Below are 26464 nucleotides of genomic sequence, written 5' to 3' on the forward strand. Positions count from 1 at the left end.
CCGCCGGAGAAGCCGCCGCCCCCGCCGCCTCCGGAGCTGAACTCGGAGCCCGCCGCCTCGGCGACCGAGACGCTGTGCGCGGTGTCAAGGTGGCCGGAGAGCGCCGCGACCGGCGCGCGCATCCCGTGACCGCCCCAGTAGAGCCAGGCGTAGGTCGGCATCACGTAGGGGTCCTCGAGCACCTCCGGCAGGGCCAAGCGCAGCTGCTCGACGACCTTGTCGGACACGCCGAGCACCACGGACATGACAAGGAGGCGCCTCCAGAGCACCACGTCGCCCGGGACCGCCTCCTCAAGGCGCGTGAACTCGCGCAGCCAGCGCTCGAGCGCCTCGAGCCGGGCACGGATCTCGACGGCGTCCCGGTTGAGGTCCTTGAGCGAGCCCCGGACCACGCCCGCCACCGCCGCGGCGCCAAGAAGCGCCAGGAAGAGCGCGATGGGCAGCCAGAACGGCGCGCCAAACGAGAAGAGCGCGAACAGCGCGACGAAGGCCGCCGCAACGCACGCGAACGCAAGGCCCGCGAGAAGCCCCCTCCCGCGCACGCGCTCGCCCTTGCCCGAGAAGCGCGTGAGGTAGGCCCCCTCGACGAGGCCCTTCCAGGAGTCGAGCGCTTCGGAGTAGCGCTTGGGGTGCTCCTTGGCACACTCCTCGATCTGCGAGAAGAGCAGCTCGGAGGCCATCTCGCGACCGCCCTTGCCCGCCACTTTCTTGAAGAGGAACGAGAGCGCCTTCTCGTCGACCCTGCGGGCGGCCTTCTCCACCCGGTCCCGAGCCTCGGTCGAGGGGGGAGCCTCGGAGAGCAGGGTGAGGCGATAGTCCTCCTCGTCCTTCTCGCCCAGAAGGCGCTTGTGCGTGGTCGTCACCCGGTCAAGCCGCACGTGGCCCTCCTCCGTGAGGCGCATGAGGGTCGCCGTGAGCTCCTTGCTCTCGACGGAGCCGCCGTTATAGAGCGCCCCGAGCACGGCGGGGTGGTCGGCCGAGGGGACGTCCCGAAAGTATGTGTCCTGGAACTGCGGGGCGAAGTCGCGGCGGTAGCGGCGCCGGCAGGCAATCGCTGTCGCCACGGTGGCCACGGCGAGCGCGACGCCCGCGACAACGGACCCAAAGTACACCGCGCGCGCCGCGGCGCGCCGAGCGTTGGCGTCGTCTGCCCAGGCCGCCTCCTCTGAGAGGATCTGGGGCAGCGCCTCGCCCGCGGTCTCCGGCAGGCCCTGGAGCCAGGCGGCCGGGAAGGTCACGCGCATCTCGGCGAACTCCTCGGTCCCCACGCCGGGCACCTCGTAGACGACGTCGTTGCCGTCAAAGCGCACCGCGGCGTCGAGCGGCCCGTGGCCCCAGGCGCGGACGGTCTCGCCCGCCCTGACGGACTCCCCTGCCGGCACGGGCAGGTGCAGCCTGCAGGTGACGTTCCGGGACTCCACGTCCCAGCCGTCCGAGACGAACTTCCAGTAGAGCTCGCCGGTGTCCTGCCAGCGGGTCGCGATGCCCGTCGCGTCATAGGCAATGGTGAAGGAGGCCGACTCGTCCTCGTGCGCGGAGTAGAGCTTGACCCTGAGCACGTCTCCCTGGGGCTGAAGCTCGTAGGTACCGTCAAGCCCGGCGTCGGACTCCTCGAAGCGCGCGAGGGACTCCCCCGCGCCCTGGCCCGCGTAGCGGACGTCAACCGACACGTCCGCGCCGTTCGAGGCGTTTTTGCCCGTGGGGATCTCCCAGTACACGCCGTTGAAGCTCCCGTCAAAGTCGAAGGTGCGGGTCTCCACCACGTGCAGCACCCCGTCCGGAGAGAGCGTCACGTCCATGTCGACGCGCGAGATCTCATAGTCGCGCGCGAGCGCGGGCGCCGGCAGGGCAAGAAGGACCACGAGCATGACAAGCGGGGCGAGCAGCGCGGCGAGCGGGGCGCGACCGCGCGTCGAACGGGTAAGCATGGCGACCTCCGTGCCTCGGGTTGGTTCGTCTCCCCAGCGTACCATGCGCGAAATGGGAGGCAGCCCCTTTTTGCGTGCAAAGGGGACAGGCACCTTTGCACACCTCGCGCGACGCAAGGGCGCGAGTTTGGGGGTTTCTCGTCCCGAGAAGGCCCCGGGTGCCGTAAACTGTGAGAAGGGCTGCCTCTTTGGGCGCCCTGGCTCTGACCGGCCTGAGGGGGCCGGCAACGGTCGCGTCGGTGCAGGGTGCGCCGGCAAGGAGTTAGGAGAGGAGCACTACATGCAGTATTCCGCAGAAGTCGAGAATATGTGCCCCGTTGCCAAGGGCGCATATCACGGCCCCGCGCCCATCCCCGAGGAGGGCAAGTGGGTCCAGGCCAAGGAGATCAAGGACATCTCCGGCCTCACGCACGGTGTGGGCTGGTGCGCGCCCCAGCAGGGTGCCTGCAAGCTCACCCTTAACGTCAAGGAGGGCGTCATCGAGGAGTGCCTCGTCGAGACCCTCGGCTGCTCCGGCATGACCCACTCTGCCGCCATGGCCTCCGAGATCCTCCCGGGCAAGACCATCCTCGAGGCCCTGAACACCGACCTCGTCTGCGACGCCATCAACGTGGCCATGCGCGAGCTCTTCCTCCAGATCGTCTACGGCCGCTCCCAGACCGCCTTCTCCGAGGATGGCCTGCCCGTGGGCGCCTCCCTCGACGACCTCGGCAAGGGCCTGCGCACGCAGGTCGGCACCATGTTCGGCACCAAGGCCAAGGGCGCCCGCTACCTCGAGCTCGCCCAGGGCTACGTCACCCGCATGGCGCTCAACGACAAGAACGAGATCATCGCCTTCGAGTTCCTGAACCTCGGCAAGTTCACCGAGGCCCTCAAGGCCGGCAAGACCCCCGAGGACGCCATCGCCGGCGCCATGGGCCACTACGGCCAGTGGGAGAACGCCGCCAAGTACATCGACCCCAGGACGGACGAGGAGACCCACACGGTCGCCAACGTCTTCCCCGTTCACGAGTAGAAAGGGAGGGAAAACCAAATGGCAGTTTCGTTTGAGGGCTATGAGCGCCGCATCGACAAGATCAACAAGGTGCTCGCTGAGAACGGCATCTCCTCCCTCGAGGAAGCCGAGCAGATCTGCCTCGACAAGGGCGTGAACCCGCGCGAGATCGTCGAGGGCGTCCAGTCCATCGCGTTCGAGAACGCCAAGTGGGCCTACGTCTGCGGCTGCGCCATCGCCATCAAGAAGGGCGCCAAGAGCGCCTCTGAGGCCGCCTCCATGATCGGCGAGGGCCTTCAGGCCTTCTGCGTCCCCGGCTCCGTCGCCGAGGACCGCAAGGTCGGCAAGGGCCACGGCGACCTCGGCGCCATGCTCCTCGGTGACGACACCGAGTGCTTTGCGTTCCTGGCCGGCCACGAGTCCTTCGCGGCCGCCGAGGGCGCCATCGGCATCGCGCTCAACGCCAACAAGGCCCGCAAGAAGCCGCTGCGCGTCATCCTGAACGGCCTCGGCAAGGACGCCGCCCAGATCATCGCCCGCATCAACGGCTTCACCTACGTGAAGACCCAGTTCGACTACTTCACCGGCGAGCTCAACATCGTCGAGAAGATCGCCTACTCCGACGGCCCGCGCGCCGAGGTCAACTGCTACGGCGCCGACGACGTCCGCGAGGGCGTGGCCATCATGTGGCACGAGAACGTCGACATCTCCATCACCGGCAACTCCACCAACCCGACGCGCTTCCAGCACCCCGTCGCTGGCACCTACTTCAAGGAGCGCGTGCTCGCCGGCAAGAAGTACTTCTCCGTCGCCTCCGGCGGCGGCACCGGCCGCACCCTGCATCCGGACAACATGGCCGCCGGCCCCGCCTCCTACGGCATGACGGACACCATGGGCCGCATGCACTCCAGCGCCCAGTTCGCCGGCTCCTCCTCGGTGCCCGCGCACGTCGACATGATGGGCCTCATCGGCATGGGCAACAACCCCATGGTCGGTGCGACCGTCGCCTGCGCCGTCGCCGTCAACGCCGCGCTCAACGAGTAGTTCTTCTCGGCATCGCGACGCCTTGGGCCGCCACCTCCGGGTGGCGGCCTTTTTGCTGTCAGGGGTCCTTGAGCGCGCTGGGGCGTGCCTCGCGCAAGCATCCCGTACGCGCTCGGGAAGAATCGCGGCACCACCCCGCCACCTTTGTCGTGATTTCACGTGAGGGAACGTTCTCAGGGCGCGTTGTGCTAAAGTGCCCTCTGGCCATGATTGTCTCGTGCGCAGGAGGATACGCATGGATGCCACCGATCTTGACCTTGCACGTGCCCTGCTCATCGCCAACAAGGAGGCGACGCTCGTCGCCGTCCGTGGCGACGAGGTCATCACCTGCACCGAGCGCGGCGTAAAGCCCCTCCTCCGCTGGGTCCGCGAGGGCCGCAGCCTCAGCGGCTTCTCCGTGGCCGACAAGGTCGTGGGCAAGGCGCCCGCGCTGCTCTACGCCATCCTCGGCCCCGACGCGGTGTTCTCCCCCGTCATGTCCTGGACCGGCCGCGCCGTCCTCGTTGCCTCCGGCATTGCGGTGAGCCATGACGCGCTCGTGCCCCGCATCCAGAACCGCGCCAAGAGCGACCAGTGCCCCATGGATGCCTCGGTCTCGAACGTCTGGGAGCCCTACGAGGCCGCCGACGTCCTCACCGAGCGTGCCCGCCAGATGGCGCTGGGCCTCTAGCACTCCCCCTACGTACAGCACGCGGCCGAGAAGAACTGTCTTCTCGGCCGCGTTTTTCTGGCTCGATGACGTAGTTGCTGCCTGCGTCGCGCACAGCGCGCGTGACTTGCGGTGAGTTTTGCTGGCCGGCTCGCTCAAAGTCACGCTTTCGAGGGCAGAAGTGTGACATTAAGCGAGTTGCGCTCACTGGCTCGCTCAAAGTCACGGTTCTAGTGCTTGGAACGTGACTTGCGGTGAGTTTTGCCAGCCGACTCACGCAAAGTCACGCTTTCGGGTCTGAAAGCGTGACTTGCAGTGAGTTCTTCTCGGCAGCTCATTCAAAGTCATGCTTTGGGCGCTTGAAGCGTGACATGCAGTGAGCTTTGCCGGCAAACTCGTCGAAAGTCACGCCTCCGCGCGCGGAAAGCGCCTCGCGCGCCGTCGCTCCCGTCAGCCCTGCAAGAACGTCCAGATACCGAGAAGAACCGCGATCGCGAGGCCGAGCACCACCACGTATATGCAGCCGATCGCGAGGCCGGCCTTGAGGGCGCCAAGGGCGGCCCAGACGCGCTCCTTCGTGGTGAGCTCGACCTTGGGCCGGCGACGCTCCTTGGGGCGGCGCTCGGGCAGATGCCCGACGAGCGACGGCCGCTCCACCGCCGACATGTCGGCGATGACGCGGCCGTCGTCCTCGAAGTCGTCTGTACGGCGCTTCGACGTCATGCGACCCTACTCGTCGTAGAGGTGGCAGGACACGAAGTGGCCCGGCTCCAGCTCGCGCTGCGTGGGGGCCACCTCGCGGCAGCAGTCCTTGGCAAACGGGCAGCGCGTGTGGAACTTGCAGCCCTTGGGCGGGTTCGCCGGGGACGGGATCGAGCCCTCGAGCACGATGCGGTTCTGCTTGGCCTTGGGATCCGGGATGGGAATGGCCGAGAAGAGCGCCTTGGTGTAGGGGTGCAGCGGGTTCTTGAAGATGTCCTCGGTGAAGCCATACTCGACCATGCCGCCAAGGTACATGACGCCCACCGCGTCGGAGATGTGCTCGACGACGGAGAGGTCGTGGCTGATGAAGAGGTACGTGAGCCCGCGGGCCTCCTGGAGGTCGTGCAGGAGGTTGATGATCTGCGCCTGGACGGACACGTCAAGGGCGGAGACCGGCTCGTCACAGACGATGAACTCGGGGTTCAGCGCGAGCGCGCGGGCGATGCAGATGCGCTGGCGCTGGCCGCCGGAGAACTCGTGGGGGTAGCGCATCTTGTGGTAGGGCTGCAGGCCGCAGTCCTCCATGACCTTGTCGATGTAGTCGTCGAACTGGTCCTTGGGCACCAGTCCGTGCTCGCGGACGGCCTCGCCGATGATCTCGCCGATAGGCAGGCGCGGCGAGAGGCTCGAGTACGGGTCCTGGAAGATGATCTGCATCTTGGTGCGCAGCGCACGAAGCTGCTTGTGGTCGAGGTCGTAGACCTCCTGGCCGTTGAAGAGCACCTGGCCGCCGGTCTTCTCGCCGGCAAGGCGCAGGATGGTGCGACCCGTGGTGGACTTGCCGCAGCCGGACTCGCCGACGAGGCCCATCGTGTGACCACGACGGAGCTTGAAGGAGACCCCGTCGACGGCCTTCACGAAGCCCTGCGTGCGGTTGAACATGCCGCCCTTGATGGGAAAGTACTTCTTGAGATCGTTGACCTCGAGGATGATGTCCTCGGTGCCAGGGGCCGCGGGGGCCTTCGTGGACGTGACGTCCACGGCCGTGTTCGTGGAAGCCATGCTACTTGTCCTCCCCCTCGTTGTCAGTGCCGGCGATGAGCTCGTCGAGAACCGCGGCGGTCTCGGTGGCCGCGGACGCGGACGCGTCGTCGTAGTAGCGGTAGCAGCTCACCTCGTGCGTGGGAGAGAGCCGCACCATGTGCGGGTACTCGCCGTCGCAGGCCTTGACGCAGAGCTCGCAGCGATCCTTGAAGTAGCAGTAGTTAGGCATGTCCACCGGGTTGGGAACCTTGCCCGGGATGGAGTAGAGGCGCTTGACCTTCTTGCCCACGACGGGCTTGGAGGCCATGAGGCCAATGGTGTAGGGGTGGGCCGGGTGGTCGAAGATCTCCTCGGCCGTGCCGCGCTCGACGATTCGGCCCGCGTACATGACCACGACGTAGTCGGCCATCTCGGCCACGACGCCGAGGTCGTGGGTGACGAGGATGATCGAGGAGTTGATCTTGTCCTTCAGCGTGCGGAGCAGGTCGAGGATCTGGGCCTGGATCGTCACGTCGAGCGCCGTGGTGGGCTCGTCGGCAATGATGATGCGCGGGTTGCACGCCAGGGCGATGGCGATCATGATGCGCTGGCGCATGCCGCCGGAGAGCTCGTGCGGGTACATCCCGTAGATGCCCTCGGAGTTGGCGATGCCCACGGTCTCGATCATCTCGATCGCACGGGCCTTGATGCGCTCGGCGTCCCAGTCCTTGCCGTCGTGGAGGGCGATGACCTCCTCGATCTGCTCGCCGATCTTGAAGACGGGGTTGAGCGACGTCATGGGCTCCTGGTAGATCATGGAGACCTCAGAGCCACGAATCTTCTGCATGGCCTCCTCGGGGGCCTTGGTCACGTCGATGGCGTGGTCGCCGAGGTTGAGGCGAATCGCGCCACCCGTGACCTGGCCCTGCGGGCGCTGAAGAAGCTGGATGAGCGAGAGGCAGGTGACCGACTTGCCGCAGCCGGACTCGCCCACCACGCCCACGGTCTTGCCCACGGGAACGTCGTAGGTCACGCCGTCCACGGACTTGACGACGCCCGTGTCCGTGAAGAAGTAGGTGTGCACGTCGTCAAACTCGACCGCGTTGTTGGGGTCGCGCATCTCGCAGGCGTACTCGGACGGGTCCACGTTCTTGCGCTTGCGCTTCTTCTCGTAGTCCTGCGTGATCTTGCGGTTCTCCTTGGAGATCCTGCGGGACTCCTTGGCGGAAAGGTAGCCCGCCTCGTCCTTCTTGCTGTTTCCGAACATGTGGCTGTTCCTCTCTGCCTTAGCGGTTCATCTTCGGGTCGAAGGCGTCGCGCAGGCCGTCACCCACGAAGTTGAAGCCAAGGACCGCAAGCAGCAGGCAGATGCCGGCGGGAATCCAGATGAACCAGTAGTTGGTCATGACGTAGGCGTTGTTGACGTCGGAGATGATGTTGCCCCAGGAGGCAAACGGGAACTTGACGCCCAGACCGAGGAAGGAGAGCGTGGCCTCGGTGATGATCGTGGAGCCGAGGCTCATGGTGGAGGACACGATCAGCTGCGGCATGACGTTGGGGATGAGGTGGCGGATGATGCGGTGCGGGATGGAGATGCCCGAGGCCTCGGTGGCCAGCATGAACTCCTGCTCGCGCAGGGAGAGGATCTGGCCACGGACGAGACGGGCGATCGAGGGCCACGAGAGGAAGCCAAGGATGAGCATGAGGTAGATCATGCGGATCCAGGGGTCGAGGCGCATGGCGTCCATCGCGGAGCCCAGGATGATGATGATCGGCATCGAGGGCAGGCAGTAGAAGACGTCGACGATGCGCATGATGAGGTTGTCGACCCAGCCGCCAAAGTAGCCGGAGATGCCGCCCATGATGACGCCCAGTCCCGCGGCGATAAACACGACGATGAAGCCAATGATGAGCGACACGCGGCCGCCGTACATGAGGCGCGTGAGCATGTCCATGCCGTTGCCGTCCGTGCCCAGCCAGTGCTCGGCCGACGGGCTCGCGTAGCGGTCATAGACGCGGTTCAGGGTGGTCTCGGTCACGTTGTAGACGCGGCTGTAGGCGTCGTAGGAGATCGAGTAGGTGCGCTCGGTCCCCTCGGCGTCGGTGTAGGTGACCTTGTCCTTGTCCTCCTCGACGGCCTCGAGCAGGTCGGTCCTCAGGTCGTCGGGAATGACGGTGTTGCCGTCGGAGGCCGACAGCACGAAGGGGCTCACGAGGGCAACGGTCTCGCCGGAGGCGTCGATGATGTCGCCAACCTCGTCGATGGTGAAGGAGGAGCCCTCGGCCTCGAAGCTCGCGGACCCGGTCGCGGCCGCGGTGATGGCGGCAACCTGCATCTCAAAGGAGGGCTGCGCCGCGCCGCTGACCGCGCTCACCACGTTGGTGGAGGCGTAGGCCACGACCTCCCCGCCCTGGCGGAAGAGATAGGCGTTCTCGCCGACCTGCTCGACCTCATAGCTCACGCCGTCGCGCTCGAAGGAGGTCGCGCCGGAGGCGATGGCGCTGTTGGCGCTCGACTGCACGAGCGCGCCGAAGGAGGCGCCGGGGGCCGCGGCGTAACGCAGCGACGTGGTCTCGGTGATGCCGGCGTACTTGGTGTCGAGCTGGGTGTCGGTGTAGAAGGACTCGTCCTGCCCATACGGGCTCACGAGGCCGCCGATGAAGGAGAACGCGAACATGACGATGAGAATGACAAGGCCCACCACGGCCAGACGGTTGCGGAAGAATCGCTTGGCGATAAGGGCGCCGGGCGAGAGGACCTTGACTCGACGGTCGTCGTTCAGGGAGTACTCCTGCTCGTCGTTCTTCTCGACGGGCGCGCTGTTCTTGACGTCGCTCATGTATGCACCCGCCTTTCTAGGAGATACGGACGCGGGGGTCGACCACCGCGTAGAGGATGTCGGTCAGGAGGTTGGAGAGGAGGGTGATGACGGCGATGAAGGTGAGGAAGAACATCGTGTAGGGGATGTCGCCCATCGTCATGGCCTGGTAGGACGTGTAGCCGGTGCCCGGGATCATGAAGAGCGTCTCGGTGATGAGGGCGCCCGAGAACAGGCCCGGCAGAGAGCCGCCGATGATGGTCACGAGCGGGATGAGCGTGTTGCGGAAGGCGTGCTTGTAGATGACCTTGTGCTCGGGGAGGCCCTTGGTGCGCGCCGTGCGGATGTAGTCGGCGTTCAGGACCTCGAGCATGTTGGTGCGGGTGTAGCGCATGAGCGAGCCGATCTGGATCACCGTCAGGGTGACGACGGGCATGACCATGTGCTTGACCATGTCGATTGCCTGACCCACGGCGTCAAGCTGGGCAAAGTCGCGCCCCATGAGGCCGTAGAGGTCGAACCAGCCCAGGTTGACCGAGAAGATCAGCTTGAGGAGCGTGGCGAAGAAGAACGTGGGCAGCGAGATTCCCGCCAGCGCGCAGGCCGAGATGATGTAGTCGGCCTTGGAGTACTGCTTGGTCGCGGCGAGGATGCCGAGCGGCACGGCGATCACCGTGGAGAACACGAAGGCGAGGCCGCCCATGGCAAACGAGATGCCGATGGTGTTCTGGAACTCGGTGATGACGGGCACGTTGAACTTCCAGGAGTCACCGAAGTTGCCGGTCAGGAAGTCGCCGAGCCAGGTGACAAAGCCCGTGAAGATGTCCTTGTCGAGGCCGTAGGTGGCGTTGAGCTGCGCGAGCCACTCCTCGTAGGGCTTGGCGCCGGGCGCCTGGGAGAGCTGCATGGCCATGGTCTCGACGTAGGAGGACGGCAGGGAGCGCATCAGGCAGTAGATGATGAAGGTCACACAGAGCAAGATGATGACCGAGATTCCGATGCGCTTGGCGATGTAGGTTCTCACGTCGCAAACGCTCCTCTCACTTGTGCCCGCTTGCGGGCAGGGCAGAGACCCCTTTTCTGCGCCGGGAGCGGCGAGTCGTGCTCCCGCCGCGGGAAGGAGGTCTCTCGTTTCCTACAGAATCAGCGTCGCCCCATAACGCGCCGTAGGGCGCGGCAGCGAGAGCTGCCGCGCCCGGAACGGTTCTCTGGGACGAAAAAGCCTACTTGAGCTCGAGCTTCTCGATCTCGTCCTTCCAGCCCCAGTACGGGGTCTGGTCCTTGACGACGGAGTCGATGTTCACGCGCGCGGTGCCGAAGAGCGTGCACTCGGAGCGCTGGTAGACGGGAAGCTCGACGCCCCAGTCGAGGATGATGTCCATGGCCTCCTTGTAGATCGTCTTGCGGCTCTCGGTGTCGAGCGTCTGACGACCGGCGACGATGAGCTCGTCGAGGCTGGGGTCGTTGATCTTGTAGTAGTTCGTGGAGCCCTGGCTGTGATAGAGCTGGTACATGTCGGGATCGGCCGTGGACTGCCAGGCGGCGCACCACATCTCGGCCTCACCGGACTGGTAGGAGGCGAAGAGGTCGGCGGAGTTGGCGATGTCGTTCACGATGAAGTTCATGCCGATCTCGGCGAAGGCGTTCTTGGCCTCCTGCAGGATCATGAAGGTGGGGTGGTCGCCCTTGCCACCGCCACCGATGTTGCACTGGTACTCGAGCTTGGCGCCCGCGGGAGCGGCGGTCAGCACGCCGCCCTCGACGGTGTAGCCCGCGGCCTCGAACCAGGTGAGGGCGCCGGCCTTGGCGGCGGCGAGGCGGTCGTCCTCGCTCATGCCCTCGGTGTAGAGCGGGTTGCCGGAGGCGTCGGTGGAGTAGCACACCGCGTAGCCCGGGTCGGTCTCGTTGGGCGAGGCCCAGGAGGACGTGGAGATCGGGTAGTTGAGGACCGAGGCGGTGTCGCCGTAGTAGGACTTCACGCCCGAGTCACGGTAGGCGGCAACAAGGGTGTCGATGGCCTTGCGGAGCGCCTTGGAGGCGTCGGAGCCCGGCTCGCCGCCCACGTTGACCTTGTCGGCGGAGATGGCCATGTAGCCGTAGCCGCGGTAGTCGTGCAGGAAGGTGGTGATGACGTCGCCGTTGACCTCACCGTTGCCGTTGATCTCGGAAATCTGGTCCTCGACCTCCATGGAGTAGGACGGGGCGGCAACGTCGAGGGTGCCGGCCTGGACGCCGGTCACGAGGTCGGCCTCCTGGGACTCCACGTAGTTCAGGTGCGCGACCTTCGGGGCGCCCTTGAAGTAGTCCTCGTTGGCGCTCATGTGAACGGTGCCGGAGGTGAAGTCGTCAAACTTGAAGGCACCGGAGCCCATGGGCTGGCCGTTGAGGCCGCGGGCCTTGGAGAGGTCGCCCTTCTTGAAGCCGAAGGAGTTGTTCTCGTAGTCCCAGAGCGACTCGTCGCCGTAGTACTTCATGGAGCACGGGGCAAAGGAGAGCTGGTAGATCATCGTGGCGTCCACGCCGTTGGTGGTGATGGACATGGAGTAGTCGTCGTTCCTGACGATGCCCGTCACGTTGGCGGCAGCCTCGCCGGTCTCGACGCCCTGGGTGCCCATGGCGTAGACGTCCTCGGGGATGAGCTCGGAGAGGGCGGTGCCGGCGGTCTCGGCCTCGCACGCGGAGAAGTTCCAGTCATAGGCCGCGCCGATGGCCTCGAAGAAGGTCGTCGCGGTGGCGTCGGCGGGAAGGTCGGGATAGTTCCAGGCCGCGGCGGCGTCGGCCACGGTCATGTCCTCGGAGCCACCGTTCTCGGGGTCCTTCACGTAGTCGACGATCTCCTGGGCGAACTTGGTGCCGCCATCGTCGACGGCCGCCCAGAAGGCGTCCTGCTGCTCCTGCGTGAAGTAGGTGAAGTCGGTGTTGTCACGGCCGGCGTTGCCGATGAGGGAGGCCAGCGTGGCCATGCCGGAGCGGTACTCGGCGAGACCCTGGATGTCGTTGGAGTAGAGGGTCGCGGAGCCGTCGTAGGTCGGGTCGAAGTAGGAGTAGAGCGTGAAGATGGCGTCGTCGATGGTGATCGGGGTGCCGTCGTGGAACTTGAGGTCGTCGCGCAGCTTCACGTTGTAGGTGACGGTGCCGTCGTCGTTCTGGACCATCTCGATGTCGGCGGGGCCTGTGTAGGTGTACTCGGTGCCGTTGTACTCCTTGGTCTCGCCCTCGATGCCGTTGTAGACCGGCTCGGCCATGCGGTCGGTGATGAGGAGCGCGATGTTGTTGAAGCTCACGACGTCCTGGTCGGCCGCGGACGCGGTGAACAGCGGGCAGAACTTGCCCTCGAGGCCGTTGGCGGCCACGACGAGGGTGCCGGACTCGCCGCCACCGTTGCTGTTGCCGCCACCGTTGTTGCCGCAGGCAGCAAGGGCCAGCGCACCCATGGTGGCCGCGGAGAGCCCGAGCATCTTCCTTCTGGTAACGAGCATCTTTCCCTACCTTTCCTCCCGTAAGTGGGGACGATATGCGCCGGGCGCCGCTCCCCAGCGGCGCCTCGGCGAAGAGCCGAACGTAAAGCGTGCGTAAGTACCTAGTATTCCACACGTTCTTGATGTTACGGTTTGGAAACGCGCAATTGAGGCCCAAGCGGCGCCCATTCACGCACTGGTTACAAAGCGCCAAGGGAGGCTGTCCCCTCCTGGCGCGCAGGCGCAGGGCCCTGCAGGCCGTACCGCAAGGCCCCGCGCGGGGCGTGCCGCAGGACTCCAGGGCATCAAGCCCTTGCCGACCGACCCTGCCCCAGCCCGGTTTAGCAGGGCTCCCAGGCAATGCCGGCCACGGAACGGCGAAGCGCCAGGAGGGCGACGGCACAGGCGGCCTCGCCGACGAAGAGCGCAAGCTCCACGGGCCCCGGTGCCTCCGACGCGAGCGCCAGCAGGACGATCTCCCCCGCAAAGGTCACGAGCGCGCAGACCGCGCCCGCCACGCAGCGCCCCGGCAGCGAGCCCGCCGTCTCACCGTGCACGTAGGCGCGCACGCGCTCGCCTGCCGCGGTGAGGCGCACGAGCGCCCAGACGACCGAGACGAGCAGCATGAGCTGCGCCACATAGGGTAGCAGCACGTACGGGCAGCCGGCAAAGCCGCGCGGGTTGAGGGCCGCGGGCACCACCGTGGCCACCGCGGCGACGGCAAGCGGCGCCCAGAGCGCGACGAGCACCGCGCGCCGGTCGGTGCCGTCGGCAAGCCGCACGTGCTCGCCGAGATAGGCGAGCTCGCCCCGCTCGTCGGTCCCGAACTTGGAGAGCCGCTCGCGCCTCTTCTTCCTCACGTTCTTCTCGCCTCCCCTCGCACCGGGCCGCGGCGGAGGGTCGGCCCTGACGCCGCGGCCCGAGGACGTGACGGTCTACCCCGCCGCCCCTGCTGCGCTACTCGATGCCGGTAAGGTCGTAGGACTCGAGCCAGGCGGTGGCGCGCTCGCAGATGCCCTTGAGGCACCCCTCGTCAAAGGGCGAGGTCATGCCGGCGTGCGCGAGCAGGTCCGTGAAGGCGCGCGTGCCGCCCTGGCGCGTGTAGGCCATGTAGTGCTCCCAGGCGCCCTTGAAGTCGTCCTGCGACATGGCCCAGAACTCGAGCGAGACCGTCTGCGCGAGGCAGTAGTCGATGTAGTAGAGCGGGTTCTCGTAGATGTGGGCCTGGCGCTGCCAGCCCTCGCCGTCGGCGTAGAAGGGAATCTCGCCGTCGAGGCACATCCAGGGCATGTACTCGCCGAGCAGGCGCTTCCAGGTGGCGTGGCGCTCGGCGGGCGTCATCTCGGGGTGCTCGTAGACCTCGTGCTGGAAGTGGTCGACCATCGTGCCGTACGGGATGAAGGTGATGGCGCCGGCCAGGTGCGCGTAGCGGTACTTGCGCGCGTCGTCGCCGAAGAACTCCTCGACCCAGGGCCAGGCCATGAACTCCATGGACATGGAGTGGACCTCGCAGGCCTCCGTCGAGGGCATGGAGAGGCCGATGGGCGTCTTGTCCGTGTTCATGTAGTAGGAGAACGCGTGGCCGGCCTCGTGCGTGACCACCTCGACGTCGCCCTGCGTGCCGTTGAAGTTGGCAAAGATGAAGGGCACGTCGTAGTCCGGGATCTGCGTCATGTAGCCGCCGCCGGCCTTGCCCTCGGTGGAGAGCACGTCCATGAGGCCGCGGTCGAGCATCATGTCAAAGAAGGCGCCGGTCTCGGGGCTGAGCGCGCGGTAGAAGGTGCGACCGGCCTCGAGCACGTCGTCGGCGCCCCCGCGCGGCGCGGGGTTGCCGGAGCGGAAGGAGAGCGCCTCGTCGGCAAAGGAGAGCGGGTAGGCCACGCCCAGGCGCTCGGCCTGCGCGCGGTAGATCTTGTCGGCCAGCGGCACCACGTAGGTGCGCACGGCCTCGCGGAAGCGCTCCACGTCCTTACGGCCGTAGGAGAGGCGTCCCATGCGGTCATAGCCGAGCGGCAGGTAGTTCTTATAGCCGAGCTTCTTGCCCATGGCGTCGCGCACGTGGGTGAGCTCGTCGTAGATGCGGTCGAGGTCCGCCTGGTGCTCCTTGTACCAGGCGCCCTCGGCCTTCCAGGCGGCCAGGCGCTCGGCGTCGTCGGCGGAGCGCTTGAAGGGCGTGAGCTGGGAGAGCGTGTAGGTGCCGCCCTCGAAGGGAATCTGTGCGGAGGCGATGAGCTTCACGTACTCCTGCGCGAGGGCGTTCTCGCGCTTCATGTCCTCCACAATCTCCGGCTTGATGGTACGGCGCTGCTGCTCTGCCTGGGCAAAGAGGAGCTCGCCGTACTTCTCGGCAAGGCGCGCGCGGAAGGGCGTGGAGAGAAGCGCCGCCTTGAAGGCGTCCTCGGCCTGCTCGAGCTCGGGCATCGCCTCGTCCCAGAAGGCGGACTCGGCATCGTAGAACGCGTCGCGCGTGTCGATGGTGTGACGGATGTAGACAAGCTCGTAGGCCGTCTGCGTGTGGCGGTCCAGCTGGTCCTTCTCGAGAAACGCGGTCTCGGCGGCCTCGAAGGTCTCGGCGTCGGCAAGCCGGGAGGCGAGCTCGGCGTAGCGGGCCTTGACCTCGGCGAGGTCCGGGCGCGCGTAGGGCATGTCCTTGAACGTAACGGGCTCGGTCATAACGTCACCTTTCCATGGGAGAACCGCAGGGCACCGGCCCGGCCATGGGCCCGGCTCTGGCGCACGTCACGGTTACATCAGCTATGATGCAAGGGATTGTACCCCGTTGGAGGAGGTTTCATGCCCGGCTACGTTCTCAGCTGCTGCTCGACCGCCGATCTCACGCGCGACTGGCTTGAGAGCCGCGACATCCAGTACCTCTACTTCAACTACTACCTCGACGGCGAGCCCTGCAAGGACGACTTTGGCGTCACCAACTCCCCCGCCGAGCTCTACGCCAAGATGCTCGCCGGCTCCGACGCCAAGACCTCTCAGGTCAGCGTTGGTGACTACGCCGAGCACTTCGAGCGGTTCCTCGCGGCCGGCCAGGACGTGCTGCACGTGACCCTCTCCTCGGGCATCTCCAGCACCTACAACTCCGCCTGCGTCGCGCGCGACCAGCTCGCCGAGAAGTACCCGGACCGCCGCGTGGTCGTGGTGGACTCGCTCGCCGCCTCCGCCGGCTACGGCCTGCTCATGGACAGGCTCGCCGACCTGCGCGACTCCGGAATGGGCCTGGACGAGCTCGCCGCCTGGGCCGAGGCGCACAAGCTCGAGGTCCAGCACTGGTTCTTCTCGTCCGACCTGACGTTTTTCGTGCGCGGCGGACGCGTCTCCAAGGCGGCCGGCCTCGTGGGCGGCATGCTCAAGATCTGCCCGGTCATGGACGTGGAGCCCGACGGCTCGCTTGCGGTGAAGGAGAAGATCCGCACCAAGGCCAAGGCCGAGAAGCGCGTGGTCGAGAAGATGGTCGAGCTTGCCGAGGGCGGGCTGGACTACTCCGGGAAGTGCTTCATCTCCCAGTCCGAGTGCGCCGACGACGCCCGCGAGGTCGCCCGCCAGATTGAGGCGACCTTCCCCAAGCTGGATGGCCACGTTGAGATCTTCCCCATCGGTGCCACCATCGGCGTCCACACCGGACCCGGCACCGTGGCGACGTTCTTCTGGGGCCACCCCCGCTCCTAGCAGAAGCTGACAAAGCGGCAGGGTGCTGGTACGGCTTGGAGCCGGCAGCGTGGCGTTGGCAGACCCTGGCCGTTAGCTCGCCCGAAGTCACGATGGCGCCTGGAAGCGTGACTTTGGGCGAGTTTTCTTTGCTGGCTCGCTGATTGTCACGCTTTTGGCGGCGAAGGCGTGACTTCGTGTGAGCTTTCTCGCGTGGCTCGCTGATTGTCACGCTCAGACGACAAGAACGTGACTTCGTGTGAGCTTTCGCCGCCAGCTCACTGAATCTCACGCTTTTGGCGACAAGAACGTGACTTTGCGTGAGTCTCCGCCACAAGCTCGCTCAAAGTCACGCTACGGACGCCAAAAGCGTGAGCTTCAGTGAGTCTTCGCCGTCAGCTCGTCGCTTCTCACGTTTTCGGGCCAGCCCCTCAGCGCGCCGCCCGCCCGGCTCATGCCTCCGCGCACTCGAAAAAGCGACGGTACAGCTCCAGCTCGCCCGGCGTGTCAAGACTCGACGCAAACGTCACGCTTCCGCGCCGCGAGCGCTCCGCGAGCAGCCCCTCGTCCGCGAGGCGCGCGCGAAGCTGCCGGGCCGTCCCCTCGCCGCCGTCAAAGAAGCGCACGCCCGGCCCCACCACGCGCGCGATCTGCCGCCTCACAAACGGGTAGTGGGTGCAGCCGAGCACCACCGCGTCGGCCCCGGCCGCGTACGGCCCCACCAGTTTCTGGAGCATCAACGCAAGGTCCGGCGCGTCCAGGTCCCCGCGCTCGATGCGCGCGGCAAGCCCGGGGCAGGGCACGGGAACGACCTCGCACTCCCCCTCCCACGTGCGCGCAAGCTCGTGGTACTTGTCAAGCCTGAGCGTGACCTCCGTGGCCATGACAAGGACGCGCCCGTGCGGAAGCGCGAGCGCCGCGGGCTTGAGCGCCGGCTCGATCCCCACGATCGGCACGTCGCGGTGCTCGGAGCGCAGGGTCGCGGCCGCCGCGGAGGTTGCCGTGTTGCAGGCAATGACGATGGCCTTGGCGCCCTCTGAGAGAAAGCGCTCGACGATTTCCCGGGAAAGGTCGAGCACCTGGCCTTCGGTCTTCTCGCCATACGGGGCGTTCGCCGAGTCGCCAAAGAAGCGGAAGTCCTCGTGCGGAAGCTCGTCCACGAGCGCGCGCAGGACGCTGATACCGCCCACTCCGGAGTCAAAGACCCCCACGAAGCCGTCGCTTCCTGCCATCGGACCGCCCCCTCTCTGACCCGTTGCTCCCGTTGGCCTCCTCAGAAGAATAGCGCATCCGCACACGGCCCCTCTCGCGGCCAAAACCCTGCCGCTCATGGTTTTCTATCTTAAAAGGTATATCGACTGACATAGTAATAGGGTAGCCTACCAACAGGAAAAGGAGGTGGGCCATGGCATCAAGAGACGCAGAGAGCGACCTCATCCGCGGCAACGTCGACGCGATCGTGCTGCATGTCCTCTCGGCAGGGGACTCCTACGGCTACGAAATCCTCAAGGAGGTCGCCGCGGCAAGCCGCGGGGACTACGAGATGAAGGAGCCCTCCCTCTACACGAGCCTCAAGCGGCTCGAGGGCCAGGGGCTCGTCACGGGATACTGGGGCAGCGAGTCCCAGGGCGCGCGGCGCAAGTACTACCACATCACCCAGAGCGGACGCACCGAGCTCGCGGAGGCAACCGAGCGGTGGGTCCGGGCGCGAACCATCATTGACAGGCTCCTTGACCAGGACGGAGGCGCAAGATGAGCGGCAGGGACGACATCAGGATGCACGTCGAGCACCTCTTCGAGGGGCGCACCCTCGACGCGGAGACCATCGAGCTCAAGGAAGAGATCTACGGCAACCTCGTGGCGCGCTTCGACGACTACGTGGCGCAGGGCATGAGCGCCGAGGAGGCGTATCGCCGCACGTGTGAGGCCGTGACCAGCATCGATGACGTGCTGGACGGCGAGAAGGACGACGCGGCCGCAACCGCGGTTGACCCCACGGTCGTGGCGCCCGTGGTCGCGCCCGCGGATGCCCCGGAGGCCGAGAAGGACGTCCCGCCGGCGCCCGTCGCCGAGCCGCGGGGGAAGCGCTGGCCAACCTGGGCGATCGTGCTTGTGGCGGTTGCGGCCGTACTGGTCGTGGGCATGATCGTGGTGACGGTGTTCAACCTCCTGAGCACGGACGACGCCCGCAACGCCTACAACAGCTCGACGGACGCGACCGTCCAGCAGATTGCGGATGACGACGCCCCGACCTACCAGGACGACGCCGATGACGCGACGACGCCCTCGACCGGCAACGGCCGCGGCAACGGGAACGGCACCGGCGACGCGCCGCAGGACGGCACGGGCAACGGTCACGGTGCCACTGCCGAGGGCTCGACCGGCCTCATGGCCGAGGTCCTGGCACACTCCTCCGAGGACCTGGCCGCCTATGCCAACACCGATGCCTCCGACACGGCTCGCCTGCAGGAGATCGTGAGCGGGCTGCCCCTGGGCGCGTACGTGAGCGAGGTCACAACGGACGCCGGAGCGAAGGGCCTCTCCGTCACCTACTCCTACCAGCAGGACCGCAACCTTCTCGCCCGCAATGACGACCACGTTGACGCGGCGCTGGTCTACGACGTGGCGGCTCTGATGTGCGCCGCGCCCGACCTCGCCTACGTGAGCGTGAAGGAGGTCGAGCCCGATGACGACGGCGGCACTGACCGCGACCTGTACGTCTTTGAGCGCGGCATGCTCGAGGGGCTTCTGGGCACCACGCTCGACGGCAGCAAGCTCTCCAGCGGGCCGTGGGAGGAGCTGCGCGCCCAGCTCATGACCGAGCGCGTCTACGACGAGGCCTGGGACCGCGCGGACCGCGACTAGGGCCCGGCGGCCGGGCTGGTACGTGCGGCACACATCTGTCAGAATCTGGGGTCGGAAACAACCGACCCCAGAGACGGGAGACCCATGAGCAACGAAGGCAAGAAGGTCAAGGTCCACTACGTGGGCACGCTCGACGACGGCACCAAGTTCGACTCCTCGCGCGACCGCGGCGAGCCGCTGGCCTTCACCTGCATGGCGGGCCAGATGATCGCCGGCTTTGACGCCGCCGTGCGCGAGATGGAGGTGGGCCAGGTCGTCGACGTGCGCCTGGAGCCTGCCGAGGCCTACGGCGAGCGCGACGAGCGCCTCGTGCAGACGCTTCCCGTGGCCGCCATGCCCGGAGCCGAGAACCTCTCGGTGGGCGAGCGCGTGATGCTTGCCTCCCCTACCGGCCAGCCCTTCCCCGCCACGGTGGCCGCGCTCGAGGACGGCAACATCACCTTTGACATGAACCACGAGATGGCCGGGAAGGCGCTCAACTTCAACATCGAGCTGCTCGAGGTGGAGTAGGCGGCGCCGCACGGAGCCTGCCGCTCGGACGGGCCTGCGGCCCCTGCGTAAAATGACGCCCAATGCGCGCGGGCCTGCGGGCAGCGGCGCGCACTGGACAATAAATTCGTCCGTTCGGACACAAATCCCGGCGAGTGCGCGCTCGGTAACGCGCACTCGCCGGGATTTTGCTACAGCCCCCGCGGCGCTACGGCACCCGCGCCGTCACAACGTCCGGGCCGTCACGGCGCCAGACGCGCAGCGCGCGACCCTAGATCGCGGCGAGCGCCTGCTCGATGTCGGCAATCAGGTCCGCGCTGTCCTCCAGGCCGCACGAGAAGCGCACCATGGCGGGCGAAATGCCCGCGGCGGCCAACTCGTCGTCGGTCATCTGGCGGTGCGTCGTGGACGCCGGGTGCAGGCAGCAGGTGCGGGCGTCCGCCACGTGCGTCTCGATGGCGGCCAGGCGCAGCGCGCCCATGAACTTCTCGGCCGCCGCGCGACCGCCCGCCAGTTCAAAGGAGACCACACCGGAGCCGCCCTCGGGCAGGTACTTCTGCGTAAGGGCGTAGTACGGGTCGCCGGGGAGGTGCGGGAAGCGCACCGACGTGACGTGCTCGGAGCCCGAGAGGTACTCCGCCACGGCAAGGCCGTTCCTGAAGTGCTGCGGCATGCGCACGTGCAGGCTCTCGAGGCCGAGGTTCAGGTAGAACGCGTTCTGCGGGCTCTGGATGGAGCCGAGGTCGCGCATGAGCTGCGAGGTGGCCTTGGTGATGAAGGCACCGGCCTGGCCGAACTTCTCGGCATAGACGATGCCGTGGTAGGACTCGTCCGGGGTGGTGAGGCCGGGGAACTTGTCCGCGTGCGCCATCCAGTCAAAGTTGCCGGAGTCCACGATGGCGCCGCCCACGCCCGCACCGTGACCGTCCATGTACTTGGTGGTGGAGTGCGTCACGATGTCGGCGCCCCACTCGATCGGGTGGCAGAAGATCGGCGTGGCAAAGGTGTTGTCCACGATGAGCGGCACGCCGTGGTCGTGCGCGGCCTTGGCAAAGAGCTCGATGTCCAGCACGTCGAGCGCGGGGTTGGCGATGGTCTCGCCAAAGACGGCGCGCGTGTTGGGGCGGAAGGCCGCCGCAAGCTCCTCCTCCGTCGCCGTGGGCGAGACGAACGTGGACTCCACACCCATCTTGGCCATCGTGTGCGCGATGAGGTTGTAGGTGCCGCCGTAGATGGCCGAGCTCGCCACGATGTGGCTGCCCGCCTCGCAGATGTTGAAGAGCGCGTAGAAGTTGGCCGCCTGGCCGGAGCTCGTGAGCATGGCCGCCGCGCCGCCCTCGAGGGCGCAGATCTTGGCCGCCACCGCGTCGTTGGTGGGGTTCTGCAGGCGCGTGTAGAAGTAGCCCGAGGCCTCGAGGTCAAAGAGCTGGCCCATGTGCTCGGAGGTCTCGTACCTGAAGGTGGTGGACTGGACGATGGGAATCTGGCGCGGCTCGCCGTCGCCGGGCGTGTAGCCGGCCTGGACGCAGCGGGTCGCGATGCTCTGGTCTGCCATGGGGATCCTTTCTGTAGGGTGCGACCATAATAGCGTGCCCGCACGGCGCCGCCTCTTTCCCCGCCGTCGCGTTGCCCAAGATTAACGCGCAAAATCTGACATTTCACAAACCCAAACCTCGGTATATATGAAATGAAAACAGATTTTGCGCGTTATTTGAGACGGGGGCGCGGATGGCGAGAAGGACCCACGGCCTGAGGCGCTGCCGGGGCGCGGCGCGCGGTGGCGAGAAGAACCACCACCCCGCGCGGCCGCGGCCACCCCGCGCGGCGGCTACACCATCTGCTCGGGGTGGAAGACCTCGTCGAAGCGCTCGGGGGTAAGGAGGCCCAGTCCCACGCAGGCGTCTCGCAGGCTCGTCCCCTCGGCAAAGGCCTTCTTGGCCACGCGAGCGGCGTTGTCGTAGCCGATATAGGGGTTGAGGCTCGTCACCAGCATGAGCGAGTCGTGCAGGTTGCGACGCATCTTCTCCCGGTTGGCCGTGATGCCGGAGACGCAGCGCTCGTCAAAGGAGAGAATCGCGTCCGCGAGCAGGCGCACGCTCTGCAGGTAGTTGTAGGCGATCACCGGCATGAAGACGTTGAGCTCGAAGTTGCCCTGGGAGGCTGCCATGCCGATCGCGGCGTCGTTGCCCATGACCTGCACGGCCACCATCGTCACGGCCTCGCACTGGGTGGGGTTGACCTTGCCCGGCATGATGGAGCTGCCCGGCTCGTTGGCCGGGATGGCGATCTCGCCGAGGCCAAGGCGCGGGCCCGAGGCGAGCCAGCGCACGTCGTTGGCGATCTTCATCAGGTTGGCGGCAAGGCCCTTCACGGCGCCGTGGGAGAACACGAGCGCGTCCTTGCCCGTGAGCGCGCGGAACTTGTTGGGGTCGGTCTCAAACGGAAGGCCGGTGAGCTCCGCAAGCTCGGCGGCCACCGCCTCGTCAAAGCCCTCGGGGGCGTTGAGGCCCGTGCCCACCGCGGTGCCGCCGAGGGCCAGCCGATAGAGCCCGGGCATGGCGGCGAGAAGTTCTTCTCGGGAGGACTCGAGCAGGCCGCGCCACCCGGAGATCTCCTGCGAGAAGGAGATGGGCACCGCGTCCTGCAGGTGGGTCCTGCCGCTCTTGACCACACCCTCGTTCTCTGCCTCGAGACGGCGCAGCGTGCCCACGAGCTGGTCGATCGCAGGCAGGAGACGCCCGGTCACGGCAAGCGCCGCGGCCACGTGCATGGCCGTGGGGAAGGTGTCGTTGGAGGACTGGCTCATGTTCACCGAGTCGTTGGGGTGAAGCGGCCGCGGAAGTGCCACCCCGCGCTCGGCGGCGAGCTGGTTGCCGCGGTTGGCGAGCACCTCGTTCATGTTCATGTTGGACTGCGTGCCGGAGCCCGTCTGCCACACCACGAGCGGGAAGTCGGCGTCGTGGCTGCCGTCGAGCACCTCGTCGGCGGCGGCGCAGATGAGCTCGCAGGCCTCGCGCCCGAGCCGCCCAAGCCGGCTGTTCGCCCGGGCCGCAGCCTTCTTGACCAAGGCAAACGCACGCACGACCCCCTCGGGCATGCGCTCGGTGCCTATCGGGAAGTTCTCATGGCTGCGCTCGGTCTGAGCACCCCAGAGGGCCCCCTCGGGCACAAGCATCTCGCCCATCGAGTCGCGCTCCACGCGCATGCCGTCCGGCACCGCGCCAATCGTCTCGTGCGTCACCTGCTACTCCTCCTCGTCGTGCCCGGCGGCCGGCGCGGGCGCGCCCTCGGCGTCGCGGACGTCGTCTGCCAGTGGGGAGGCCTCGGACGGCGCCGCGGCGTCGCGCGCGGACTCGGACTCGCCCCGCTCCCCCGCCTCCATGCGCTGGATGCCCGAGGTCAGGGCCGAGACGAGCTCCGCCTGGTCCCGCGCGACCACGCCCAGGTCGGCGCGGACTCCCCGGAAGCGCGGGCTCTTGGCGTACTCCTCGGCAAGGCGCCGGTTGCTCCAGGCGTCGGAGAGGGCGCCCAGCTCGCGCTGGATCTCGTCCATGTACGCGCTCGTCTGCGCGCGCTCCTCGCCCAGGACGGCACCCAGGCGCTCAGCCACGTAGTGCATCTCCTTGGCGTCACGGCGCGCGGAGTAGACGGCGTCGCCATCGCGCAGGTCCATGCCAAAGAGGTCCTCGTCGAGCTTGGCGAACTCGGCGTCAAAGTGCGCCTGGAAGTCCTCGGGGGCAAGGCCGCGCGCAACGACCTTGGAGCGCCAGGTCAGGTGGGCAAGGTCGTCCGCGAGCTTGGCGAGCGCCTTCTTGGCGTGGCGCTTGCGCATGAGCGCGAGCAGCGACGCGCACTCGAGCGAGCGCTCCTTGGCGCAGGCGGTGGGCAGCAGGCTGTTGGTCCCGAGCTCGCCGCTCTCCACGAGATCGGCCGCGCTCTGGGAGAGGATGTCGAGCGCACGGAGGCGCGCGGAGGCCACCTGAAGCTCCTTGAGCACGTGCTCGGAGCGACGGTTCTGCTTCTTGGTCTGCCAGGGCTCTATGAACTGGAGCAGCGAGCGCACGCGGCGAATCTCCACGCGGAAGGCGAGCAGGCGCTCGGGGTCCTCGGGGCGGTCGAGAAACGCGACCGCACGGGAGAGCAGGTCGGAGGCGGCGAAGGCAACCTCACGCTCCACGACCGCAAGCTCCTCCCACGACGTGGTCTCGGGGCCGGCGACGAACCAGCGGAGCGTGCCGTGCCCGCCCGGCCCCTCGGGCAGGGAGATGGCCGCGGAGGCACCCTTGCCAAAGCTCGGGCACGAGCCCAGCAGGCGCGCGGCCGCCTGATCGACGAAGGGAGCGTGCCCCACGGCCACGACGCACGAGGCCTGAGCGGCCTCGAGCTCGGCAAAGAACGCGGGGAGGCTCTGCGCGTAGAGGGACTGGCGGACCTCGATATCCTCGACCCCGAGGGCGTCCGCCACGATCTCGGCGGTCTCGAGCGCGCGGACGGCCGGGCTGCTCCAAACCTCCGCCTCGGCGTCGTCCCCAAGAAGGGACATCACGCGCGGCATGGCGGCCTGAAGCGAGCGGGCCCCGGAGGGCGTAAGCCTGCGGTCAAGGTCGGCCCCCGACTCCGAGGTGGCCTCGGGAGCTCCGTGCCTAACGAGTACCAGCGTCTTCACCATATGCCCCCCATCTTCGATGCCCTACCCTAGCAGCATAGCAATTCGCCGTTCGCCGATTCTCCGGGACGGGGGACGGGGGGTGGAGCCCGGCGGCCCGAGAGGGGGCGGGGCAAGAGGCGCCCGCCCCCGCTCCGCCGAGCCGCTACATCAGCTCGCAGACCTGAGACGCAAAGGCCACCGGGTCCTCGGGCAGGATGCCCTCGACGAGCAGCGCCTGGTTGTAGAGGAGCCCCGCGTAGAGCTTGACCTTCTCGGCGTCGCCCGCCTCCTGCGCGGCGCGCAGCTTCTCGAAGACCGGGTGCTTGGCGTTGACCTCGAGCACGCGCGTGGCCTTGGGGGCCTCGCCGGCCTCGGGGCCGGCCGCGAGGACCTTCTCCATCTCAAGGGAGAGCGGCCCCTCGGAGGTGATCACGGCCGGCGCGCCGTCGGCGGCGAGGCGCGTGGACACCGCGACCTTCTCGACCTTCTCGCCCAGCGCGTCCTTCATGGCGTCGAACAGGCCCTCGTTTGCCTTGGTGGCCTCCTCGGCCTCCTTCTTCTCCTCGTCGGAGGCGAGGTCAAGGTCGCCGGAGGTCACGTTCTTGAGCTCCACGGTGCGGTCCTCGACCTCGGGCTCGGCGCCGTCGGCCACGGCCTTCTCGGCCGCCTCGCGCGCGGCATCGTCCTCGTAGGTCTTGGGCAGGCCCTTGGCCGTGAAGTCGCGCATGGCCTGGAAGCAGAACTCGTCCACGTCCTGCGTGCAGAGGAGCACGTCGTAGCCCTTGGCGAGCACGGCCTCCACCACGGGCATCTTGGCCAGGCGCTCGCGGTCGTCACCGGCGGCGTAGTAGATCGCCTTCTGGCCCGCGGGCATGGCGGCCACGTACTCCTGGAGCGTGACCATCTTCTGCTCGCGCGCGCTCCAGAAGAGCAGCAGCCCGGCAAGCTCGTCCTTCTTCATGCCGTAGCTGGAGTAGATGCCGTACTTGAGGCCGCGGCCAAAGTTCTCGAAGAACTTCTCGTAGGCCTCGCGGTCGTCGTTGCGCATGGCCTCGAGCTCGCCCGTGATCTTCTTCTCGATGCGGCGGGCCATGGCCTGGAGCTGGCGGGTCTGCTGGAGCGTCTCGCGGGAGATGTTGAGCGAGACGTCGGCGGAGTCCACGACGCCGCGGACGAAGTTGTAGTAGTCCGGCAGGAGGTCGGCGCACTTCTCCATGATGAGGACGTTGGAGCTGTAGAGCTCGAGGCCCTTCTCGTAGTCGCGGCTGTAGAGGTCAAAGGGCGCCTGGCCGGGGATGAAGAGCAGGGCGTCGTACTCGAGCGTGCCCTCGGCGTGCAGGCTGAAGGTGCGCGCGGGGTCCACCCAGTCGTGGAAGGTGGACTTGTAGAACTCCGCATACTCCTCGGACGAGACCTCGGAGCCGCGCTTCTTCCAGATGGGCGTCATGGAGTTTATGGTCTCGAGCTCGGTGTAGTCCTCCCACTCCGGCTTGTAGTCGTCACCGGCGTCGGCGGGCCGCTCCTTCTCGCGGCTCTTGGTCACGAGCATCTGGACGGGATAGCGCACGTAGTTGCTGTACTTCTTGATGAGCTCGCGGAGCTTCCACTCAGAGAGGAACTCGTCGTAGTTGGCCTCCTCGGCGTTCTCCTTGAGGGTGAGAACGATCGTGGTGCCGCAGGAGTCGCGCCAGGCGGGGTCGTCCGCGGGGACGGGCGCGATCTCATAGCCCTCGACGCCGTCCGAGGTCCAGCGGAAGCACTCGTCGGAACCCCAGGCGCGCGTGACCACGCTGACCTCGCGCGCGACCATGAAGGCGGAGTAGAAGCCCACGCCAAAGCGGCCGATGATGTCCACGGCGTCGCCCTGGGCCTCGGCGTTGGCCGCCTTGAACTCCTCGGAGCCGGAGTGGGCGATGGTGCCGAGGTTCTTCTCGAGCTCCGCCTCGGTCATGCCGATGCCGTTGTCCGAGACGGTGATCGTGCGGGCGTCCTTGTCAAAGGCCACGTTGATGGCGAGGTTGGCCTGGTCAACCTGCACGGAGCTGTCCGTGAGGCTCTTGAGGTAGAGCTTGTCGATCGCGTCCGAGGCGTTGGAGACGAGCTCGCGGAGGAAGATCTCACGGTTGGTGTAGATGGAGTTGATCATGAGGTCGAGCAGCTTCTTGCTCTCAGTCTTGAACGTGCGCAT

At 67.1% G+C, this 26464-nt stretch carries 21 protein-coding genes; 7 read left to right on the forward strand and 14 right to left on the reverse strand.

What is annotated here, in order from left to right:
* Positions 1-1928 (reverse strand): DUF2207 domain-containing protein (locus tag B5F84_RS07440; protein WP_087322363.1); only part of this gene is annotated, 1928 nt, incomplete at its 3' end.
* A gap of 280 nt (positions 1929-2208) precedes the next feature.
* Here B5F84_RS07440 and B5F84_RS07445 point away from each other — a divergent pair.
* From B5F84_RS07445 to B5F84_RS07455, 3 genes are all read left to right on the forward strand, one after another.
* The gene (locus tag B5F84_RS07445; protein ID WP_087322365.1) at positions 2209-2943 is read left to right on the forward strand and encodes a hypothetical protein; all 735 of its coding nucleotides are present in this window, start codon (positions 2209-2211) and stop codon (positions 2941-2943) included.
* 18 nt (positions 2944-2961) lie between these two features.
* Complete coding sequence (locus tag B5F84_RS07450; RefSeq protein WP_087322367.1) at positions 2962-3966, forward strand: GGGtGRT protein; 1005 nt, start codon at positions 2962-2964, stop codon at positions 3964-3966.
* A gap of 235 nt (positions 3967-4201) precedes the next feature.
* Entirely contained in the window at positions 4202-4636 is a 435-nt protein-coding gene (locus tag B5F84_RS07455) for a DUF1893 domain-containing protein (protein WP_087322369.1), read from the forward strand.
* Positions 4637-5065: 429 nt separating this feature from the next.
* On the opposite strand, the gene B5F84_RS07460 is transcribed toward B5F84_RS07455, so the two are convergent.
* The 8 genes from B5F84_RS07460 to B5F84_RS07495 all read right to left on the reverse strand — a co-directional run bounded on the left by B5F84_RS07460 (position 5066) and on the right by B5F84_RS07495 (position 15290).
* On the reverse strand, positions 5066-5338 hold the full coding sequence (locus tag B5F84_RS07460) for a hypothetical protein (RefSeq protein ID WP_087322372.1): 273 nt from the start codon (positions 5336-5338) through the stop codon (positions 5066-5068).
* Positions 5339-5344: 6 nt separating this feature from the next.
* Complete coding sequence (locus B5F84_RS07465) at positions 5345-6379, reverse strand: oligopeptide/dipeptide ABC transporter ATP-binding protein (protein ID WP_087322374.1); 1035 nt, start codon at positions 6377-6379, stop codon at positions 5345-5347.
* A 1-nt stretch (position 6380) separates the two neighbouring features.
* Positions 6381-7607, reverse strand: a complete 1227-nt coding sequence (locus B5F84_RS07470; RefSeq protein ID WP_087322376.1) for an ABC transporter ATP-binding protein — start codon at positions 7605-7607, stop codon at positions 6381-6383.
* Positions 7608-7626: 19 nt separating this feature from the next.
* Complete coding sequence (locus B5F84_RS07475; protein WP_087322378.1) at positions 7627-9180, reverse strand: ABC transporter permease; 1554 nt, start codon at positions 9178-9180, stop codon at positions 7627-7629.
* Between the two features lie 16 nt (positions 9181-9196).
* On the reverse strand, positions 9197-10183 hold the full coding sequence (locus B5F84_RS07480; RefSeq protein ID WP_087322379.1) for an ABC transporter permease: 987 nt from the start codon (positions 10181-10183) through the stop codon (positions 9197-9199).
* Positions 10184-10382: 199 nt separating this feature from the next.
* Entirely contained in the window at positions 10383-12638 is a 2256-nt protein-coding gene (locus tag B5F84_RS07485) for an ABC transporter substrate-binding protein (RefSeq protein ID WP_087322382.1), read from the reverse strand.
* A 320-nt stretch (positions 12639-12958) separates the two neighbouring features.
* Positions 12959-13477: a hypothetical protein gene (locus B5F84_RS07490; RefSeq protein WP_087322383.1), complete on the reverse strand. Its 519-nt coding sequence runs from the start codon at positions 13475-13477 to the stop codon at positions 12959-12961.
* A 97-nt stretch (positions 13478-13574) separates the two neighbouring features.
* Positions 13575-15290, reverse strand: a complete 1716-nt coding sequence (locus B5F84_RS07495; RefSeq protein ID WP_087322385.1) for a M3 family oligoendopeptidase — start codon at positions 15288-15290, stop codon at positions 13575-13577.
* A 120-nt stretch (positions 15291-15410) separates the two neighbouring features.
* Here B5F84_RS07495 and B5F84_RS07500 point away from each other — a divergent pair, with 120 nt between their 5' ends.
* Positions 15411-16295 (forward strand): DegV family protein, encoded by an 885-nt coding sequence (locus B5F84_RS07500; RefSeq protein ID WP_087322387.1) that lies wholly within the window; start codon positions 15411-15413, stop codon positions 16293-16295.
* A gap of 431 nt (positions 16296-16726) precedes the next feature.
* On the opposite strand, the gene murI is transcribed toward B5F84_RS07500, so the two are convergent.
* Positions 16727-17506 carry a glutamate racemase gene (murI, locus tag B5F84_RS07505; protein ID WP_087322389.1) on the reverse strand — a complete coding sequence of 260 codons (780 nt, stop codon included), beginning with the start codon at positions 17504-17506 and terminating at the stop codon, positions 16727-16729.
* 173 nt (positions 17507-17679) lie between these two features.
* Here murI and B5F84_RS07510 point away from each other — a divergent pair, with 173 nt between their 5' ends.
* The 3 genes from B5F84_RS07510 (at position 17680) to B5F84_RS07520 (ending at position 19649) form a co-directional block, all read left to right on the forward strand.
* Complete coding sequence (locus tag B5F84_RS07510; protein WP_087322391.1) at positions 17680-18030, forward strand: PadR family transcriptional regulator; 351 nt, start codon at positions 17680-17682, stop codon at positions 18028-18030.
* On the forward strand, positions 18027-19139 hold the full coding sequence (locus B5F84_RS07515) for a hypothetical protein (RefSeq protein WP_087322392.1): 1113 nt from the start codon (positions 18027-18029) through the stop codon (positions 19137-19139). The genes B5F84_RS07510 and B5F84_RS07515 overlap by 4 nt, the downstream gene beginning before the upstream one ends.
* An 84-nt stretch (positions 19140-19223) precedes the next feature.
* The gene (locus B5F84_RS07520) at positions 19224-19649 is read left to right on the forward strand and encodes a peptidylprolyl isomerase (protein WP_087322394.1); all 426 of its coding nucleotides are present in this window, start codon (positions 19224-19226) and stop codon (positions 19647-19649) included.
* 250 nt (positions 19650-19899) lie between these two features.
* On the opposite strand, the gene B5F84_RS07525 is transcribed toward B5F84_RS07520, so the two are convergent.
* The 4 genes from B5F84_RS07525 to htpG all read right to left on the reverse strand — a co-directional run bounded on the left by B5F84_RS07525 (position 19900) and on the right by htpG (position 26464).
* Entirely contained in the window at positions 19900-21183 is a 1284-nt protein-coding gene (locus B5F84_RS07525) for an O-acetylhomoserine aminocarboxypropyltransferase/cysteine synthase family protein (protein WP_087322396.1), read from the reverse strand.
* 273 nt (positions 21184-21456) lie between these two features.
* A complete protein-coding gene (fumC, locus tag B5F84_RS07530) occupies positions 21457-22869 on the reverse strand; it encodes a class II fumarate hydratase (RefSeq protein WP_239378311.1) in 1413 nt (470 codons plus the stop codon).
* Between the two features lie 3 nt (positions 22870-22872).
* The gene (locus tag B5F84_RS07535; RefSeq protein WP_158094512.1) at positions 22873-24294 is read right to left on the reverse strand and encodes a CHAD domain-containing protein; all 1422 of its coding nucleotides are present in this window, start codon (positions 24292-24294) and stop codon (positions 22873-22875) included.
* Between the two features lie 145 nt (positions 24295-24439).
* On the reverse strand, positions 24440-26464 hold the full coding sequence (htpG, locus tag B5F84_RS07540; protein ID WP_087322399.1) for a molecular chaperone HtpG: 2025 nt from the start codon (positions 26462-26464) through the stop codon (positions 24440-24442).

It is taken from the genome of Olsenella sp. An290, assembly GCF_002159535.1.
GTDB lineage: Bacteria > Actinomycetota > Coriobacteriia > Coriobacteriales > Atopobiaceae > Thermophilibacter.

Excerpts from the sequence above, each read along its gene's own strand:
- B5F84_RS07445 (WP_087322365.1), top strand. The coding sequence starts at position 2,209 with ATGCAGTATTCCGCAGAAGTCGAGAATATGTGCCCCGTTGCCAAGGGC.
- B5F84_RS07450 (WP_087322367.1), top strand. The coding sequence starts at position 2,962 with ATGGCAGTTTCGTTTGAGGGCTATGAGCGCCGCATCGACAAGATCAAC.
- B5F84_RS07455 (WP_087322369.1), top strand. The coding sequence starts at position 4,202 with ATGGATGCCACCGATCTTGACCTTGCACGTGCCCTGCTCATCGCCAAC.
- B5F84_RS07460 (WP_087322372.1), bottom strand. The coding sequence starts at position 5,338 with ATGACGTCGAAGCGCCGTACAGACGACTTCGAGGACGACGGCCGCGTC.
- B5F84_RS07465 (WP_087322374.1), bottom strand. The coding sequence starts at position 6,379 with ATGGCTTCCACGAACACGGCCGTGGACGTCACGTCCACGAAGGCCCCC.
- B5F84_RS07470 (WP_087322376.1), bottom strand. The coding sequence starts at position 7,607 with ATGTTCGGAAACAGCAAGAAGGACGAGGCGGGCTACCTTTCCGCCAAG.
- B5F84_RS07475 (WP_087322378.1), bottom strand. The coding sequence starts at position 9,180 with ATGAGCGACGTCAAGAACAGCGCGCCCGTCGAGAAGAACGACGAGCAG.
- B5F84_RS07485 (WP_087322382.1), bottom strand. The coding sequence starts at position 12,638 with ATGCTCGTTACCAGAAGGAAGATGCTCGGGCTCTCCGCGGCCACCATG.
- B5F84_RS07495 (WP_087322385.1), bottom strand. The coding sequence starts at position 15,290 with ATGACCGAGCCCGTTACGTTCAAGGACATGCCCTACGCGCGCCCGGAC.
- B5F84_RS07500 (WP_087322387.1), top strand. The coding sequence starts at position 15,411 with ATGCCCGGCTACGTTCTCAGCTGCTGCTCGACCGCCGATCTCACGCGC.
- murI (WP_087322389.1), bottom strand. The coding sequence starts at position 17,506 with ATGGCAGGAAGCGACGGCTTCGTGGGGGTCTTTGACTCCGGAGTGGGC.
- B5F84_RS07510 (WP_087322391.1), top strand. The coding sequence starts at position 17,680 with ATGGCATCAAGAGACGCAGAGAGCGACCTCATCCGCGGCAACGTCGAC.
- B5F84_RS07515 (WP_087322392.1), top strand. The coding sequence starts at position 18,027 with ATGAGCGGCAGGGACGACATCAGGATGCACGTCGAGCACCTCTTCGAG.
- B5F84_RS07520 (WP_087322394.1), top strand. The coding sequence starts at position 19,224 with ATGAGCAACGAAGGCAAGAAGGTCAAGGTCCACTACGTGGGCACGCTC.
- B5F84_RS07525 (WP_087322396.1), bottom strand. The coding sequence starts at position 21,183 with ATGGCAGACCAGAGCATCGCGACCCGCTGCGTCCAGGCCGGCTACACG.
- htpG (WP_087322399.1), bottom strand. The coding sequence starts at position 26,464 with ATGCGCACGTTCAAGACTGAGAGCAAGAAGCTGCTCGACCTCATGATC.